This is a genomic window from Massilia agrisoli, assembly GCF_020831365.1.
Taxonomy (GTDB): domain Bacteria; phylum Pseudomonadota; class Gammaproteobacteria; order Burkholderiales; family Burkholderiaceae_D; genus Telluria_A; species Telluria_A agrisoli.
In genome coordinates, this window is the sequence record NZ_JAJHPV010000004.1 from 144,858 (window position 1) to 157,843 (window position 12,986).

At 63.1% G+C, this 12,986-nt stretch carries 12 protein-coding genes; 8 read left to right on the top strand and 4 right to left on the bottom strand.

The window, feature by feature from the left end:
• Nucleotides 1-35: 35 nt before the first annotated feature.
• Entirely contained in the window at nt 36-971 is a 936-nt protein-coding gene (gene lpxC / locus LMJ30_RS02075; protein ID WP_229430678.1) for a UDP-3-O-acyl-N-acetylglucosamine deacetylase, read from the top strand.
• Here lpxC and LMJ30_RS02080 read toward each other — a convergent pair whose 3' ends face one another.
• The gene (locus LMJ30_RS02080; RefSeq protein WP_229430679.1) at nt 972-1,433 is read right to left on the bottom strand and encodes a DciA family protein; all 462 of its coding nucleotides are present in this window, start codon (nt 1,431-1,433) and stop codon (nt 972-974) included.
• A 119-nt stretch (nt 1,434-1,552) separates the two neighbouring features.
• On the opposite strand from LMJ30_RS02080, the gene LMJ30_RS02085 reads away from it, so the two are divergent.
• The 4 genes from LMJ30_RS02085 (at nt 1,553) to LMJ30_RS02100 (ending at nt 7,579) form a co-directional block, all read left to right on the top strand.
• On the top strand, nt 1,553-2,938 hold the full coding sequence (locus LMJ30_RS02085; protein ID WP_229430680.1) for an MBOAT family O-acyltransferase: 1,386 nt from the start codon (nt 1,553-1,555) through the stop codon (nt 2,936-2,938).
• Between the two features lies 1 nt (nt 2,939).
• Nucleotides 2,940-4,127 carry an alginate O-acetyltransferase AlgX-related protein gene (locus tag LMJ30_RS02090; RefSeq protein WP_229430681.1) on the top strand — a complete coding sequence of 396 codons (1,188 nt, stop codon included), beginning with the start codon at nt 2,940-2,942 and terminating at the stop codon, nt 4,125-4,127.
• Nucleotides 4,128-4,300: 173 nt separating this feature from the next.
• On the top strand, nt 4,301-7,060 hold the full coding sequence (secA, locus tag LMJ30_RS02095; RefSeq protein WP_229430682.1) for a preprotein translocase subunit SecA: 2,760 nt from the start codon (nt 4,301-4,303) through the stop codon (nt 7,058-7,060).
• Between the two features lie 273 nt (nt 7,061-7,333).
• On the top strand, nt 7,334-7,579 hold the full coding sequence (locus LMJ30_RS02100; RefSeq protein ID WP_229430683.1) for a hypothetical protein: 246 nt from the start codon (nt 7,334-7,336) through the stop codon (nt 7,577-7,579).
• Here the strand turns inward: LMJ30_RS02100 and LMJ30_RS02105 are convergent.
• Nucleotides 7,576-9,204: a methyl-accepting chemotaxis protein gene (locus LMJ30_RS02105; protein WP_229430684.1), complete on the bottom strand. Its 1,629-nt coding sequence runs from the start codon at nt 9,202-9,204 to the stop codon at nt 7,576-7,578. The two genes, LMJ30_RS02100 and LMJ30_RS02105, sit on opposite strands and share 4 nt — an antisense overlap.
• A 218-nt stretch (nt 9,205-9,422) precedes the next feature.
• Between LMJ30_RS02105 and argJ the strand changes: the two genes are divergently transcribed.
• The 3 genes from argJ to LMJ30_RS02120 are packed head-to-tail and all read left to right on the top strand — an operon-like array spanning nt 9,423 to nt 11,944.
• Complete coding sequence (argJ, locus tag LMJ30_RS02110) at nt 9,423-10,661, top strand: bifunctional glutamate N-acetyltransferase/amino-acid acetyltransferase ArgJ (RefSeq protein ID WP_229430685.1); 1,239 nt, start codon at nt 9,423-9,425, stop codon at nt 10,659-10,661.
• A 6-nt stretch (nt 10,662-10,667) separates the two neighbouring features.
• A complete protein-coding gene (locus LMJ30_RS02115) occupies nt 10,668-11,540 on the top strand; it encodes an ATP-binding protein (protein WP_229430686.1) in 873 nt (290 codons plus the stop codon).
• Nucleotides 11,537-11,944, top strand: a complete 408-nt coding sequence (locus LMJ30_RS02120; RefSeq protein WP_267869514.1) for an NUDIX domain-containing protein — start codon at nt 11,537-11,539, stop codon at nt 11,942-11,944. The genes LMJ30_RS02115 and LMJ30_RS02120 overlap by 4 nt, the downstream gene beginning before the upstream one ends.
• Nucleotides 11,945-12,023: 79 nt before the next feature.
• Here LMJ30_RS02120 and LMJ30_RS02125 read toward each other — a convergent pair whose 3' ends face one another.
• Entirely contained in the window at nt 12,024-12,206 is a 183-nt protein-coding gene (locus LMJ30_RS02125; protein WP_229430687.1) for a DNA gyrase inhibitor YacG, read from the bottom strand.
• Nucleotides 12,207-12,221: 15 nt separating this feature from the next.
• Nucleotides 12,222-12,977, bottom strand: coding sequence for a cell division protein ZapD (gene zapD, locus LMJ30_RS02130; RefSeq protein WP_229430688.1), 756 nt, complete (start codon nt 12,975-12,977; stop codon nt 12,222-12,224).
• Nucleotides 12,978-12,986: the final 9 nt, after the last annotated feature.

Here is a 12,986-nt window from a genome sequence, read left to right on the forward strand (position 1 = left end):
ATGCAGGGTGATTTCAACCCGGATATAATCCGGGGATGCTTAAACAAAGAACCGTCAAACAAGAGGTGCGCACCACTGGTGTGGGCCTGCATTCCGGTACCAAGGTCGTACTGACCCTGCGCCCGGCGGCCGTCGATACCGGCATCGTGTTCCGCCGCGTCGACCTCGACCCTGTTGTCGAATTCCCATCGACCGCGTCGATCGTCGGCGACACCCGCATGGCGTCGGTGCTGATCAAGGACGACGCCCGCGTGTCCACCGTCGAACACCTGATGTCGGCCTGCGCCGGCCTTGGCATCGACAACCTGTACGTGGACGTGTCGGCCGAAGAAATCCCGATCATGGACGGTTCCGCATCCTCCTTCGTGTTCCTGCTCCAGCAGGCCGGCGTCGAAGAGCAGGGCGCGCCGAAGAAGTTCATCCGCGTGCTGAAGGACGTCGAGGTGCGCCAGGGCACCGGCAACAACGAAAAGTCGGCGCGCCTGTCGCCGCACGACGGTTTCAAGCTCGACTTCTTCATCGAATTTAACCACCCGGCGGTCGACGGCACCATGCAGCGCGCCGAGGTCGATTTCGGCGACGTCTCGTATGTCCACGACGTGGCGCGCGCCCGTACCTTCGGCTTCATGCAGGACGTGGAAAGCCTGCGCGGCATGGGACTGGCGCGCGGCGGCTCGCTGGAAAACGCGATTGTGATGGATGAGTACCGGATCCTCAATTCCGACGGCCTGCGCTACGAAGACGAATTCGTGCGCCACAAGATCCTCGACGCGATCGGCGACCTGTACCTGGTCGGCCATCCGCTGATCGCCAGCTACCACGCCCACAAGTCGGGCCATGCGCTGAATAACCTGCTGCTGCTGGAATTGCTGAAGGACCCGGCGGCCTACGAGATCGTGTCCTTCGATTCGCTGGAGAAGGCGCCGCAGTCCTACCAGCGCCAGATGGCAAGTGAGTGGTCGCTTACCTGATTAACGCCGCCGCGCCGCCATCGCCTTGATGGCGGCAATCAGTTTCTCGTTCTGGGGCGTCGCTTCCAGCGCATCGCCCAGCTCCTCGAACGCGGTCACCGCCGTATCCGGCATCGACAGCTTGCGGATCTCCACCACGGGCCCTGCAGCGCGGGTGACCTGGACTTTCAGCTTGATGTTATCGACCTGCCAGCCGCGCTTTTGCAAGTCTGCCTGCAATTTAGGCAGCTGCTGCTTGAGGCGCGCCGCCACCGCCGAGGTCGGCGTCGCCAGCAACAGCTGGCCCTGTTCGAAGGCCATCACGTCGCACTGCGCAAACATCGGCGGCAGGGCGTTGGCGCAATCCTTCTGCAGGCTGGCCATGCGCATCGCCGCTGGCATCAGGCTGGCCATGCGGTCGTTCTTGCGCAGGAAATCCGTCGCGCCGAACGCTTTATAGGTCTTGGTTCCATAAATATGCATAGCGCGAAACATATCACAGCTGCCGCTTGGCGTGGAGCTATTGCACGTTGGTACTAAAGCAAGCATAATCCGGCACGCGGACGCTTTCCAAGAACTTGCCGCCTTCATCTGGACGTCCCATGCTGTTCTCATCGATTTCCTTCCTGTTCTTCTTTTTCCCCGTCTTCCTCTTCCTGTATTACCTGCTGCCGTGGAAAAACGCGGTGCTGCTGGTCGCCAGCCTGGTTTTTTACGCCTGGGGCGAGCCGCGCTTCGTGCCGCTGTTGCTGTTTTCGGCCGCGCTCAATTACGCGGCGGGCTTGCTCATTGCGCGCAGCACCGCGCGGCGCAAAACCTGGCTGGCCATTGGCGTGTCGGCCAATGTGTTGCTGCTGGCCTGGTTCAAGTACATCGGCTTTCTCGGCGAAGCGGTCAACGCGGCTTTCCACGCGCGCCTGCCGGTGCCTGAAATCGTGCTGCCGCTCGGGATCTCGTTCTTCACCTTCCAGGGCATCTCTTACCTGATCGACGTCTACCGCGGCGACGTCCCGGCGCAGTCGAGCTTCATGCGCTTCGCCACTTACAAGGCGATGTTCCCGCAGCTGATTGCCGGCCCGATCGTGCGCTACAAGCAGATTGCCGCCGACATCGGCGAGCGCACCTTGTCGAACCAGCGCCTGCTGGCCGGCTTCCAGCTGTTTGCCATCGGCCTGGCGCAGAAGGTCCTGATCGCCAACACGGTGGCGTATCCGGCCGACCGGCTGTTCAACGCGGACTACAACCTGCTGTCGGCGCCAACCGCCTGGATTGGCTTGCTGTGCTACACGCTGCAGATCTACTACGACTTCTGCGGCTATTCCAACATGGCGATCGGTATCGGCCACATGACCGGCTTTACCTATCCGCCCAACTTCAACCGGCCTTACTCGGCACGCTCGGTCACCGAATTCTGGCAGCGCTGGCATATCAGCCTGTCGTCGTGGTTCCGCGACTATCTGTACATCCCGCTGGGCGGCAACCGGCTCGGCCCGACCCGCACCTACCTGAACCTGGCGATCGTCTTCCTGCTGTGCGGCCTGTGGCACGGCGCCGCATGGACCTTCGTGATGTGGGGCTTCTGGCATGGCGCGCTATTGATCATCGAGCGCATGGGTGCCAAGGCGTGGCTGGACCGCCTGCCATGGCCGCTGGCGCAGGCCTGGACCCTGTTCGCCGTGATGCTCGGATGGGTGTGGTTCCGCGCGGATGACCTGCCGTCGGCGGTCGGCTTCATGACGGTGCTGTTTGGCGGCGCAGAAAATCCGGGCGCGCATCCATGGCAGGGCGAAATCGGCTCGCTCGAACTGACCGCCATCCTGGTGGGACTGGCGCTGGCGCTGCCACGCCCGCGCGAGGGCAGGCTGTCCATTGCGGCGTCGGGTATCGGGCACTGGCGCTACCTGCCGCTGTCGCTCACCGCCGTTGTCGTCTGCGCGTGCTTCCTGGCGGGCGGCACCTACAATCCATTCATCTACTACCGGTTCTGAGATGGCGCTGCTACGCAAACACCTGGCGAAAATCGTGATCGTCGCCCTGATGTCGGTGCCGCTGGTGGCGACCTTCGTGGGCGCGCCGGCCGCCAGCGGCGAACAGCGCAAGCTGGCGGCGGCGCCATCGATGCCGACCGGCTGGCGCGAGGCGCTGGCCCTGCCGGCCGCCCTCGACCCCTGGATCAACGACCATTTCGGCTGGCGGATCCGCATGGTGGAGATCTACACGCGCCTGCGCCACGACCTGTTCGGCCGCTTCCCGACCAACCAGGTGATTGGCGGGCGCGATGGCCGTATCTTCCTGGCCGCGCATAATCGCGCCGGGGAGGGCGAGCCATACACCGCGATTGCGCTGGCGTGCGGCTGGCAGTTCCGCGACGGTCCCGAAATCCTCGCCGAAATGAACCAGTTCTCGCGACTGTTCGACGCGGCCGGCATTGACGCCAAGCTGTTGATCGTGCCATCGGCGCCGATCGTCTACCTTGAACAGCTCCCCGCCTGGCAAGCCGAGCGCTGCACGGTGGACGGCGCGCCGGCCTACCAGGTGCTGGCCTCGCCCGGGCTCGACCCCAGGGCGCGCGAACGGGTGATGTTCCCGCTCAAGGAGATGCGCGCCATCCGCGGCCGCGACGCGATGTTCCCGCTGACCTTCTTCCACTGGAGCGGAGCCGGGCCGCGCGCCGTGGCCGGCATGACGCAGGAGCGCTTCTGGAAGCGGCCGGCGGCCGGCGGCACCCCGATTCCGCTGGTGGAAAAGCGGGTCCCGTCGGACGTGCACTTCCTGTTCCCCGGTATCGAGCATGACAGCGTGGCTGGCGAGCCGGACTTCACCGGCACCACAATCACCTCCTGTTACGGGCCCGATTGCTTCCCCGGCATGAAGTCGATCATGGAAAAACTGGTCGTCGCGGGCCGGTTCACCAATACGGCGCCAGGACTGGCCCCGCGCCTGGTCATGGTTACCGATTCGTTCGGCTACGCCGGCGCGCCCTGGTTCTCGCGTTATTACAATGAGGTCGTGTACCTGTCGACCAACAGTCTTTCCCAGGCGACGCCGGCCGAAGTCGAACAATTGCGCAGCTTGCTGTTCCGCCGCGGCAGCAAGGACGAGGTGCTGTACCTGTATCACGACGCCACCGTCTATTCGAACCGGATCGGCACCGACCTGAAAACGCTTCGGCCCTAGCGCGAAACGGAAACTGTTTATATGGGGCACACCTTGTACTCCAGACCATAAACCCCATTTGCCATGGGTTCGCGTGATAAAATCACTGTCTTTTTGCCATAGTCGACCTCGCGATGATGTAATTTTGCTATTATCCGGGTTTCTTTTTCGGCGTTTTTTTCAAGAATTCAAGCATGTCATTACTGACTCAGATTTTCGGTAGCCGTAACCAACGGCTGCTTAAGCAATACCAAAAGACGGTTCGCGAGATCAACGCACTTGAACCGCAGATCGAAAAGCTGTCCGACGCTGAACTCCAGGCGAAAACTCCCGAATTCAAGGCGCGCGTCGCCGCGGGCACCTCGCTGGACGAGATTCTGCCGGAAGCCTTTGCCGTGTGCCGCGAAGCGGCGCGCCGCGTGCTGAAGATGCGCCATTTCGACGTCCAGATGATCGGCGGCATGGTCCTGCACTATGGCAAGATCGCCGAGATGGGCACGGGCGAGGGCAAGACGCTGATGGCAACCCTGCCGGCCTACCTCAACGCGCTGTCCGGCAAGGGCGTGCACGTCATCACCGTCAACGACTACCTGGCGCAGCGCGATGCCGAGTGGATGGGACGCCTGTACGGCTGGCTGGGCCTGACGACCGGTATCAACCTGTCGCAGATGGACCATGACACCAAGCAGAAGGCCTACGCCTCGGACATCACCTACGGCACCAACAACGAGTTCGGCTTCGACTACCTGCGCGACAACATGGTCTACGAGGCCAGCGAGCGCGTGCAGCGCGGCCTGAACTTCTCGATCGTCGACGAAGTCGACTCGATCCTGATCGACGAAGCGCGCACCCCGCTGATCATCTCCGGCCAGGCCGAGAACAATACCGAGCTGTATTACAAGCTGAACGAAGTGCCGGGCATGCTGACCCTGCAGATCGGCGAAGAGACGCCGGACGGCAAGGGCAAGATCGAAGTCCCTGGCGACTACACCAAGGACGAGAAGGCGCACACCGTGCTGCTGACCGAGCGCGGCCACGAGCACGCCGAAGAGATCCTGACCAAGATGGGCCTGCTGCCGGAAGGCGCATCGCTGTACGACGCGGCCAACATCACGCTGATCCACCACCTGTACGCCGCGCTGCGCGCGCACGCGCTGTACCACAAGGACCAGCAGTACGTGGTGCAGAACAATGAAGTGGTGATCGTCGACGAATTCACCGGCCGCCTGATGACGGGCCGCCGCTGGTCGGACGGCCTGCACCAGGCTGTCGAAGCAAAGGAGGGTGTGCGCATCCAGAACGAGAACCAGACCCTGGCCTCGATCACCTTCCAGAACTACTTCCGCATGTACGGCAAGCTGGCCGGCATGACCGGTACCGCCGACACCGAAGCGTACGAATTCCAGGAAATCTACGGCCTTGAAACCGTGGTGATCCCGCCGAACCGTCCTTCGCAGCGCAAGGACCGCCAGGACCAGGTCTACAAATCGGCCGACGAGAAGTACCAGGCCATGCTGGTCGATATCCGCGACTGCGCCGAACGCGGCCAGCCGGTACTGGTGGGTACCACCTCGATCGAAAACTCCGAACTGCTGTCGGGCATCCTGAAGAAGGCCGGCATCGAGCACAACGTCCTGAACGCGAAGCAGCACGCCCGCGAAGCGGAAATCATCGCGCAGGCGGGCCGTCCGAAGATGGTCACCATCGCCACCAACATGGCCGGCCGCGGTACCGACATCGTCCTGGGCGGCAACGTCGAAAAGCAGATCCAGTTCATCGAAGCCAATGCCGAACTGTCGGACGCCGACAAAGCGGCGCAGTCGCAGAAGCTGCGCGACGAATGGCAGTCGCTGCACGACCTGGTCGTGAAAGAAGGCGGCCTGCACATCATCGGCACCGAGCGCCACGAATCGCGCCGCGTCGACAACCAGCTGCGTGGCCGCTCCGGCCGCCAGGGCGACCCGGGCTCGTCGCGCTTCTACCTGTCGCTTGACGACGCGCTGCTGCGCATCTTCGCCGGCGACCGCGTGCGCGCGATCATGGACCGACTGAAAATGCCGGAAGGCGAACCAATCGAAGCGGGCATCGTCTCGCGCTCGATCGAATCGGCGCAGCGCAAGGTTGAAGCGCGCAACTTCGACATCCGCAAGCAGCTGCTCGAATACGACGACGTCGCCAACGACCAGCGCAAGGTGATCTACACCCAGCGTAACGAACTGCTGGAAGCGACCGACATTTCGGAGCTGATCGCATCGCTGCGCGCGGGCGTGTTCACTGACCTGGTACGCACCTACGTGCCGGCCGAATCGGTTGAAGAACAGTGGGACGTCCCGGCACTGCAATCGGCCCTGGCCAACGAGTGGAACCTCAACGTGCCGCTGGCCGACATGCTGGCAGCCGACCATAACCTGAACGACGAAGATATCCTCGAGCGCGTGCTGGCTGCGGCTGAAGAATCGTACGCGGCGAAGGTCGCCATCGTCGGCAAGGAATCGTTCGGCGGCTTCGAGCGCAACGTCATGCTGCAAAGCGTGGACACCCACTGGCGCGAACACCTCGCGGCGCTGGACCACCTGCGCCAGGGTATCCACCTGCGCGGCTATGCGCAGAAGAACCCGAAGCAGGAATACAAGCGCGAAGCGTTCGAACTGTTTGGCGCGATGCTCGACATGATCAAGAACGAAGTCGTGCGCACCATCATGACGGTACGCATCCAGTCGCGCGAGGAGATCGACGCGGCGGAAGCGGCGATGGCGCAGTCGCACGTTGAAAACCTCAACTTCCAGCACGCGGACTTCAATCCAGACGCGGCGCCGGAAGAACTGCTGGCCCCGACGGCAGCGCCAGCGATGGCGGCCGAAGAAGGCTACATGGGCATCAAGGTCGGCCGCAACGACCCATGCCCTTGCGGCAGCGGCAAGAAGTTCAAGCAGTGCCACGGCAAGCTGGCATAAAGCAGCCGGCGGAATAAAAAGGGAGGAAGAACGAAAGTTCTTCCTCCCTTTTTTTATTCCCGTCGTTCCCGCGAAGGCGGGAACCCATACATCAGGCGATCCGTCGGGTCCTTCCTACCTCCGCCAGTGCTTGCGGGTCATGGATTTCCGCATCCGCGGAAACGGCGTGCGATGGCCACTTGCGCCCGCCATGGCACAAAGTTGACGATGCGCAACTCGGCCGAGCCCGCTTACTGCAATCGTAGAGCATCGTTCCCTGATTCGGAGGATGTCATGAAATCGATTCGCAGCGCAGGTGTCGTCGTTGCCGGTTTGCTGATTGCCTTGTGGTGGGCGGTCCAGCCGCCGCGCCACGAACCCCAGGCGGGAGGCAGCCTCAAGGCGCAGGAGCAGGCCCAGTGCCCGGCCAACACGCAGCTGGAAGACAAGCTGTGCACCTGCCCTGAAGGCACCAATTGGACCGGCTCGCAATGCATGCAAGTCTGGTCGAGCGCGGGCGCGGCGCCGGTGCGCGGCTAGGCGAGCCCGATCGCCGGCGCGCTACCCGCGCGCCGCGCTGCCACCTTGGCATGCCGCGGCGCGCCGGCTGCCGCGTCATGGGCCAGCTTGAACAGTCCCACCGTCTGGGCCAGCGCGCTTGCCTGGTCGCGCATTTCCTGGGCTGCCGCGGCCGCCTGCTCAACCAGCGCGCTGTTTTGCTGGGTCATGGCGTCCATCTCGCCGATCGCGCCGCTGACCTGTTCGATCCCGTCGCTTTGTTCGCGGCTGGCGCTGCTGATCTCGGCCATGATGCCGGTGACCTTGCCCACGCTCTCGACCACCTTGGTCATCGTGCTGCCAGCCTGCCCGACCAGCTGCGAGCCGAGTTCCACCTGGTTGACCGAGTCGTCGATCAGCGCCTTGATTTCCTTGGCTGCCGCCGCGGAGCGCTGCGCGAGATTGCGCACCTCCGACGCCACCACGGCGAAGCCGCGACCCTGTTCTCCGGCGCGCGCGGCTTCGACCGCGGCGTTGAGCGCGAGGATATTGGTCTGGAAGGCGATGCCGTCGATGACGGCGATGATGTCGACGATCTTGCGCGACGAATCGTTGATCGAACCCATCGTCTTGACCACCTGTTCCACCACCTTGCCGCCTTCGGCCGACACTTCGGACGCCGATTGCGCCAGCGCGTTCGCAGCGCGTGCGCTATCGGCATTCTGGCGCACGGTGGACGTCAGCTGGTCCATCAGCGTGGCCACTTCGGCCAGCGCCGATGCCTGGTGTTCGGTGCGTGCCGACAGGTCGCGGTTGCCAGTGGCGATTTCAGCCGAGGCGGTGGCAATCGCATCGGTGCCGGTGCGCACCCGTCCGACGATCGCGGCCAGGTTGTCGCGCATGGCGCTGATGCCGTACACGAGGCTGGACGTGTCCCCGTCCCTGGTGGCGACATGGACCGACAGCTCACCGTCGGCGATACGGCCCGCCAGTTCGGCCGCATAAGCCGGTTCGCCGCCGAGCTGGCGCAGCAGGCCGCGGGTGATGATGACCGCGATGACTACGCATGCAAGCAGCGTGAACAGGGTGACGCCCGCCACCATGTAAAGCGACTGGTCGAAGACTGCATGGGCGGTCTCATTGGCGGCGGTAATCTCGGCCGTGACCGATTTGATCAGCACATCGATGTCCGCGACGATCTGGCGCCGCAGCGGGCTGCAATCGTTGACCAGGAATTCACCGTACTCGGCCATCTTGCCCGCTTCGCGAAAGGCGCGCGGGCGCTCCAGTTCGCGCGCCATCAGCAGCAGGCCCTGCCTGACTTTGTCGAACTCGGGGTTGCCGGCGAAGCGCGGACTCAACTCATCGAGCTTCGCCAGGTAAATCGCGCGCTGCTGCTCGAGGATCGTCAGTTCGCTGACCGCCTGTTGATTATCCGTGAAGATAAAAGCGTTGCGCGCGGCCAGGCCGGTTTGCGCCAGGGCTTCGCGCGCCGCGAACAGCGGGTCCAGTTTGAGCTGCTGCACGGTTTCCTGCTTGCTGACGGCGTCCGAAATCGCCGCCAGGCGAAGCAGGGACATCGCTGCAAGGACCAGCATCAGAACGACCAGCGCGCCGAAGCCAAGGCTTAGCTTGGTTCCAATTTTTAAATCGTGGCGGATTTGCATTGCTGTTCCTTTGTTAAATCGTCGGCAAGCGCGAGATAGTATCTGTGACAATTGCTAAAAGCAATGGTTGTTGTTTATATGTAACTTAATGTTTAACCAGCCCCGATAACTTGAACTTATGGCCACCGTTTTGGTGCATCGGCAATATGGTCAAAACCGCACGCTCTACGGCGAGGCGGTACAATAGCGGCTTCAATTCATCCGCTAGAGAACCCGCCATGGCCGTCAATTCCCCACTCCCCGTCGCTGAAGACCTGAAGCCCGTCCACGGCATTGAAATCGGCTTTGCCGAAGCCGGCATCAAGAAGCCGGACCGCAAGGACGTGCTGGTGATGAAGCTGGCGCCGACGGCCACCGTGTCGGGCGTATTCACCAAGAACCGCTTCTGCGCGGCGCCGGTCCAGGTCAGCAAGGCCAACCTGGCCGCCGCCGCCGCGGGCGGCGAAAAAATCGTCGCACTGCTGGTCAACACAGGCAACGCGAATGCGGGCACCGGCGAGGCCGGCCTGGCCAATGCGCAGGCCACCTGCGCGGCGCTGGCCAAGCTGCTCGACTGCCATCCGCAGCAGGTCTTGCCGTTTTCGACCGGCGTGATCCTCGAACCGCTGCCGGTCCAGAAGGTCGTTGCAGGCCTGCCTGACGCGGTCGCCAACCTCCAGCTCGACAACTGGTACAACGCGGCCGAAGCGATCATGACGACCGATACGCAGCCGAAGGCCGCGTCGCGCACCGTCACCATCGGCGGGCACACCGTCACCATGACCGGCATCAGCAAGGGCGCCGGCATGATCAAGCCGAACATGGCGACCATGCTGGGCTACCTCGCGTTCGACGCCAAGGTCGCGCAGCCGGTGCTGGACCAGCTGGTGCGCCACGCGGCAGACCACTCGTTCAACTGCATCACCATCGATGGCGACACCTCGACCAACGACTCGTTCATGCTGATCGCCACCGGCGCCGGCAGCCTGGTGATCGACTCGGCCGACACGGCCGAATACGAAGCGCTGAAGGAAGCCGTGACCGACATCTCGCGCAACCTGGCGCAGCAGATCATCCGCGACGGCGAAGGCGCGACCAAGTTCATCACCATCACGGTGGAAGAGGGCAGCAACGTCGAAGAGTGCCGCAAGATCGCTTACTCGATCGCCCACTCGCCGCTGGTCAAGACCGCGTTCTTCGCGTCCGACCCTAACCTGGGCCGCATTCTCGCCGCCATCGGCTACGCCGGCGTGGACGACCTCGACGTGACGAAGCTGGACATGTACCTCGACGACGTCTGGGTCGCCAAGAACGGCGGCCGCAATCCGGACTACCAGGAAGCGGACGGCCAGCGCGTGATGAAGCAGAGCGAGATCACCGTGCGGGTCAAGCTGGCGCGCGGCGACGCCACCGCCACCGTCTGGACCTGCGACCTGTCGCACGACTACGTCACCATCAACGCCGACTACCGCTCGTAAGGCCACATGACTCCACTCGAACAGTTCCTGCTGCGCGCGGAAGCGCTGCTGCAGCGGGTGGAGGCGGTGCTGCCGCCGGCGTATCCGCGCGAGCCGGACTGGAAGCGCAGCTTTGCCTTCCGCTGGCGCAAGCGCACCGGCGGCACCAGCTACCTCCAGCCGGTCACGCATGTGTCGTCGATCAGCCTCGGCGACCTGCATAACATCGCCAGGCAAAAGCAGCAGATCGAGCAGAACACGCGCCAGTTCGTGCAGGGCCGCCCGGCCAACAACGTGCTGCTTACCGGCGCGCGCGGCACTGGCAAGTCGTCACTGATCAAAGCCTGCCTGAACCAGTTTGCGGCCGACGGCCTGCGCCTGATCGAAGTCGACAAGGAAGATCTGGCCGAACTGGCCGACATCGTCGACCTGGTCGCAGGACGCCCTGAGCGCTTCGTGATCTTTTGCGACGACTTGTCCTTTGAAGAGGGCGAGAGCGGCTACAAGGCGCTCAAGGTGGCGCTGGACGGCGGCATCTCGGCGCAGTCGGACAACGTGCTGATTTACGCGACATCGAACCGCCGCCACCTGATGCCGGAGCGGATGTCCGACAACGCCAGCTACACGCATGGCGGCGACGGCGACCTGCACCCCGGCGAGACGGTCGAAGAAAAGATCTCGCTGTCGGAGCGGTTTGGGCTGTGGCTGTCGTTCTATCCATTCAAGCAGGACGACTACCTCGACATCGTGGCGCACTGGCTGGGCAGCTTCGGCTGCGATGCGCAGCAGGTCGAGGCGGCGCGCACGGAAGCGCTGCAGTGGGCCTTGCAGCGCGGTTCCCGTTCGGGCCGCGTCGCATGGCAGTTCGCTAAAGACTATGCAGGAAAGCACCCGCAATGAGTGACACGCAAGCACGCCCGATCGATGTGGCGGTTGGAATCCTGATGAAGCCGAACGGCGATGTGCTGCTGGGCCAGCGGCCGGAAGGCAAGCCGTATGCGGGCTATTGGGAATTCCCGGGCGGTAAAGTCGATGCGGGCGAGTCCATTCTCGATGCGCTCAAGCGCGAATTTGTCGAGGAGTTGGGTATCGAGGTGGTCAGCGCCGAGGAGTGGTGCGGCATCGAGCACGTGTATGAACACGCGCACGTGCGGCTGCATTTCTTCATCAGCCGCGAGTGGCGCGGCGAGCCGCAGAGCCTTGAGGGGCAGGCGTTTGCGTGGCAGGGGACGGTGGGCGTGGAGCCCTTGTTGCCGGCGACGATACCGTTGTTGGCGTGGCTGGATAAAGTGCGGTACGTGTGATCCGTCGTTCCCGCGAAAGCGGGAACCGATACGACGCACGCTCGGCATGGGTTCCCGCTTTCGCGGGAACGACGGATCGTCAGCCGTTGTCCTTGTCCGGCAAGGTCTCATCATCGACCGATGGCCCCGGAATCACGAACTTCTCTTCGGCCCATGCGCCGAGATCGATCTGTTTGCAGCGCTCCGAACAAAACGGGCGGTACTTGTTGGCTTCGGTCCATTCGACCTTTTTGCCGCAGGTGGGGCAGGCTACTACTGGCATGATTGACTCACAGCGTTAAAAGTTGCAAAGCGTGAGTTCGAACGGCACATCGTCTTCCAGCGGCTTCGGTTTCAAATCGCCGCCCTGCGTTGTGAAGCGAACCCACAACATGTATTTGTTGGCGGATATCTCGGGAATCGCACCGATCGATTCGTCGAGGGTCAGGCGCAGCATCTGGTACACCTTCCCCTGCAGCATTTGCTGGTAGCTTCCCGACAGGGCGATCATTTTCACCGGGCCGCCGGAATCGCGCAACAGGCGCAGCACCAGCGACAGCGCGTCGAACAGCGGCGCCAGCGGCGCAAACCAGTTGGCGATGTCGTTGTAGCGCTGCTGTGCGGGCCGCTGCTGCCAGGCGTAGTACGACGGCAGGTCGAACTCGCAGGCGCCGCCCGGGATGATGGTGCGGCCGCGGATGCTCATCAGCCATTCGTTGTCGCGGATGTTCTGGCCGGTCTTGCCTTGCGCCGCCACCAGTGCGCCGCTGACCGTCTCCAGTTCGTTAAGCACGGCGTCGAGCATTTCGGGCACGACCTTCGGGTTGGAGCGGAAGCTGAGCAGGCTTTGCTTCTGGCGCTCCAGTTCCTGCAGCAGGTCGGATTTGAGGTCGGCGCGGCCGGCAACTTCGAGCATGTCGAAGATGGTGGCCAATGCAACGTGGTGTTGCATCGCGTGTTCCTGGTTCACAAAGAACTTGAACTTCTCGTACAGGTCTTCCAGCCGCAACAACGTGCGAATCCGCTCGTTGAAAGGATATTCGTAGACGATCAAAATGACATC

Bases quoted from the DNA above. Each gene is read 5' to 3' on its own strand.
- lpxC (WP_229430678.1), top strand. From the start codon at position 36: ATGCTTAAACAAAGAACCGTCAAACAAGAGGTGCGCACCACTGGTGTG.
- LMJ30_RS02080 (WP_229430679.1), bottom strand. From the start codon at position 1,433: ATGCATATTTATGGAACCAAGACCTATAAAGCGTTCGGCGCGACGGAT.
- LMJ30_RS02085 (WP_229430680.1), top strand. From the start codon at position 1,553: ATGCTGTTCTCATCGATTTCCTTCCTGTTCTTCTTTTTCCCCGTCTTC.
- LMJ30_RS02090 (WP_229430681.1), top strand. From the start codon at position 2,940: ATGGCGCTGCTACGCAAACACCTGGCGAAAATCGTGATCGTCGCCCTG.
- secA (WP_229430682.1), top strand. From the start codon at position 4,301: ATGTCATTACTGACTCAGATTTTCGGTAGCCGTAACCAACGGCTGCTT.
- LMJ30_RS02100 (WP_229430683.1), top strand. From the start codon at position 7,334: ATGAAATCGATTCGCAGCGCAGGTGTCGTCGTTGCCGGTTTGCTGATT.
- LMJ30_RS02105 (WP_229430684.1), bottom strand. From the start codon at position 9,204: ATGCAAATCCGCCACGATTTAAAAATTGGAACCAAGCTAAGCCTTGGC.
- argJ (WP_229430685.1), top strand. From the start codon at position 9,423: ATGGCCGTCAATTCCCCACTCCCCGTCGCTGAAGACCTGAAGCCCGTC.
- LMJ30_RS02115 (WP_229430686.1), top strand. From the start codon at position 10,668: ATGACTCCACTCGAACAGTTCCTGCTGCGCGCGGAAGCGCTGCTGCAG.
- LMJ30_RS02120 (WP_267869514.1), top strand. From the start codon at position 11,537: ATGAGTGACACGCAAGCACGCCCGATCGATGTGGCGGTTGGAATCCTG.
- LMJ30_RS02125 (WP_229430687.1), bottom strand. From the start codon at position 12,206: ATGCCAGTAGTAGCCTGCCCCACCTGCGGCAAAAAGGTCGAATGGACC.